Source organism: Rhodococcus sp. BS-15, assembly GCF_000813105.1.
Taxonomy (GTDB): Bacteria; Actinomycetota; Actinomycetes; order Mycobacteriales; family Mycobacteriaceae; genus Rhodococcoides.
Genome location: NZ_BAOX01000415.1, coordinates 1 through 3,194, shown reverse-complemented (window position 1 = coordinate 3,194; position 3,194 = coordinate 1). Strand labels below are relative to the sequence as shown.

Here is a 3,194-nt window from a genome sequence, read left to right as displayed (position 1 = left end):
GTGCTCGACGCGTCCGCGCTGCTCGAGATCACCGTCCATCAGGACTTCAACTGGTGGATTCCTGAAAATGCCACTCCCGCAGCCGATGTGACTGCCACCGTGGAGCGCGCGAACCAGGCGATCATGCCCTCGGCGCGGATCGAGGCCGACGGCGTCGTCGCAGCCTGGTGGGTGGATGCAGGCGACAAGGCGCATATCCGGTGGGTTCGTCCGGAGAGCGAGGACGACGTGATGCTCGCCCTCGCGCGTCTGCACGCTGCGGGTGATCTCAACTTGGGTGAGGGCTCGCGCTACGCCGGTTCGTTCCGCACGCACGGGCTGCTGGTGCCGGTGTTCGATCTCGATCCCGAGATGCACCCCACCGAATGGGCTGCGCCCACAAAGGAATTCGGCGAGAAGCTGGGCGAGGCTCTGGCTGTCGATGCTCCGCTCACGGCGGCGCAGTTGCGTTCGCGCGACGGCCTACGCGGACGTCAGGTCACTCTGCGCTAGAACGCGAGCCGGGTGGCCGCCGAACAAGGACTGCTTGTTCGGGCGGCCACCCGTATGAGCGCGAGGGTTCGCGCGTTACTCGTGTTGCGTTGCGGTGTCGATCAGAGCGATCCGCCGGCGACGGTGGGTGCGCCCGAGTCGGCGGTCACGCTGGTGTTCATCTCGCGGGCGACGAACTGCTCGAGATCGAACAGGTTGTGGCCCGCGCGATCGGCGATGTTGAGCAGCGTCTTCATGCTGGCAACTTCCTCGACCTGCTCCTTGAGGAACCACTGCATGAACTGCTCGCCGAGGTAGTCGCCCTCTTCGCGTGCGGTGCTCGCCAGCGCGATGATCTGCTCGGTGACGGTCTCCTCCTGCGCCAGCGCCAGGGCGATGGCCTCACGCGGATCGGTGAAGACGGACTTCGACGCGTCGACGCCGGTCAACTCGACCGTGATGTCGCGATCGAGGAAGTACTGCACGATCATCATTGCGTGGTTGCGCTCTTCGACGGACTGCGCGTAGAAGTGCTTCGCCAGCTGCGGCAGGTCGACATTCGCGAAGTAGACCGCGGTGGCGATGTACTGCTGCGAGGCGTTGAACTCGTTGCGAATCTGGTCGCGGAGAAGTGCGTGGAACTTGGTGTGGCTGGTTTCCTTGATATCTGCGCTCATGCACAGGACGATATGCCTGGTCAGAGGGCATTGTCATCCAAGTCCAGCCTTATTGAGGCGAACGTGGCCTAATACAGTCGATCCTAAATGTCTGCCCTGAGCAGGGCGCAAACTACGCCCTTCCGGCTTCTTTCGGGGCATTGGTGGCGCGGATCACCGTGGAGCCGATCTCGCGAGCGACGTACTGCTCGATGTCGAACAGGTTGGATCCGGCTCGGCGAACGATGTTGAGCAGACTCTGCATCGCTGCCACCTCCTCGACCTGCTCGGTGAGGAACCAGTGGGTGAACTGCTCGCCGATGTAGTCGCCCTCGGCCCGGGCAGCGCGCGCCAACGCGGTGATCTGTTCGGTCACCGTCGACTCCTGAGCCAGCGCCAGTTCCACCGGTTCGATGACCGACTGGAATACCGTCACCACGTCGTCGATGCCCGACGCGTCGACCTCGAGCCGATTGTCGATGAGGAAACGGATCATCATCATGGCATGCGACGTTCTTCGGCGGACTGAGCGTAGAAACGCGTGGCCAGCTGCGGCAGATCGTTGCGGTCGAACCACACCGCGATGGCGACGTACTGCTGCGATGCGGTGAACTCGTGCCGCACCTGGGCGCGCAGAAGATCGTGGAACGACGTGCCGGGGGCGGCGGGCTGAGCAGACGGCGATGTCATGGTCCACAACTTACAACCCAGGGTCGTTCCGCAGGCTCCTCTCCCGCCTACCGCTCACGTCTGCCGCTCAAGGGCCGCCGGTCAGCAGTTCCGGCGGGATCTCGCGATCCTGCGCAATGGCGTCGAAGAATGCCGGAGCGCGAGTGTCGTCCCACAACAGCACGTTTCCGACGTCGGAGTCCTGGAATCCGCCGACGGGCACCGTTGTGGTCACCGGACCGCTGCGCATCGCCCAGGCCAACGCGGCGAGGTTCCAGATGTGATCTCCCTCGTCGACGCTCAACGACGACGCGGTGTCGGACACCAGCGGCCACAACCGCAGGGGGTTGAGGAAAGTCGAAGCGCTGGTTGCCTTTTCGAGCAGTGCAGACATGAACGCGCGTTGGTTGTTCATGCGGTCGATGTCGGCCAGTGCCGTCGCGCGGGATCGCACGAATCCGAGCGCCTCGGCTCCGGTGAGATCCTGGCAGCCGGCGGCGATGTTGATGCCCGCCAACGGATCGTCGATCGCATTCTGCACGCACACGTTGACTCCACCGACCGCGTCGACGATCCCGGCGAAGCCGCCGAATCCGATCTCGGCGTAATGATCGATGTGCACACCGGTTGCACCCTCGACCGTCTGTACCAGCAGTGGTGGCCCGCCGAATGCGAAGGCCGCGTTGAGCTTGTCCTGGCCGTTGCCCGGAATCGACACGTACGAGTCGCGCGGCAGGCTGACCATCGTGGGCGCACCGCTGCCCTCGGGGATGTGGATCAGGATGATCGTGTCGGTGCGGCTCGGGCCCACCTCGCCGCCGGTCGCGAGCGAGGCTTCCTGCTCCGGCGTCAGGCCGGCTCGCGAATCCGATCCGACGAGAAGCCAGTTGGTGCCGGGGGTGTCGCCGATGCGCCCGGGATACGAGGTGAGGGCGTCCACGCGCGTCAACGAGCTGTCGACGTAGTAGACGACGCCGCCGATGCCCAGCACGAGAACGAGCAACACGATCAGGAAACGTCGCCCCCAGCGTCTGCGCTTGCGCGGCTTCGCGACCTTGGGTGGACGCGAATCACGTTGTGGCCGAGCAGATTCGGGTCGGCGCAGGGCTCGCTGTGCGGGTGCCGCCGGTTGCCTGCGCTCCTCGGTGAACGGCTCCGGCTGCTGACGCGGCGCATACCCGGTGCGACCCGGTGGATCGTCCTGGGAACGTGAGTACTGACGCGTCGAATTCGGAGGATTCGACTGTGCTGGATACGACTGTGCCGATCGGGGTTCGGGTGCCTGCGACCAGGCCTGCTGAGGGCTGTGGCGCGGGAGTGGTGCCGGCCGAGGTGGCCCTTCCGGCCTGGGAGTGGGGCGGCCGTCGCGTCGGATGAACTCGGTGCCCTCCGGTGGCA

General features: G+C 65.2%; 3 protein-coding genes and 1 pseudogene. 1 reads left to right on the top strand and 3 read right to left on the bottom strand.

Annotation, left to right across the window (positions count from 1 at the left end; all coding sequences use genetic code 11):
• The coding region (locus RHBS_RS26030) for a DUF5926 family protein (protein ID WP_237669742.1) at window positions 1-492 on the top strand (492 nt) is incomplete at its 5' end.
• A 101-nt stretch (window positions 493-593) separates the two neighbouring features.
• Here RHBS_RS26030 and RHBS_RS26025 read toward each other — a convergent pair.
• The 3 genes and pseudogenes from RHBS_RS26025 to RHBS_RS26015 form a co-directional block, all read right to left on the bottom strand.
• The gene (locus tag RHBS_RS26025; protein ID WP_121871782.1) at window positions 594-1,148 is read right to left on the bottom strand and encodes a ferritin; all 555 of its coding nucleotides are present in this window, start codon (window positions 1,146-1,148) and stop codon (window positions 594-596) included.
• Window positions 1,149-1,260: 112 nt separating this feature from the next.
• A pseudogene (locus RHBS_RS26020) lies at window positions 1,261-1,817 on the bottom strand (ferritin).
• 67 nt (window positions 1,818-1,884) lie between these two features.
• Window positions 1,885-3,171 (bottom strand): LCP family protein, encoded by a 1,287-nt coding sequence (locus tag RHBS_RS26015; protein ID WP_237669743.1) that lies wholly within the window; start codon window positions 3,169-3,171, stop codon window positions 1,885-1,887.
• Window positions 3,172-3,194: the final 23 nt, after the last annotated feature.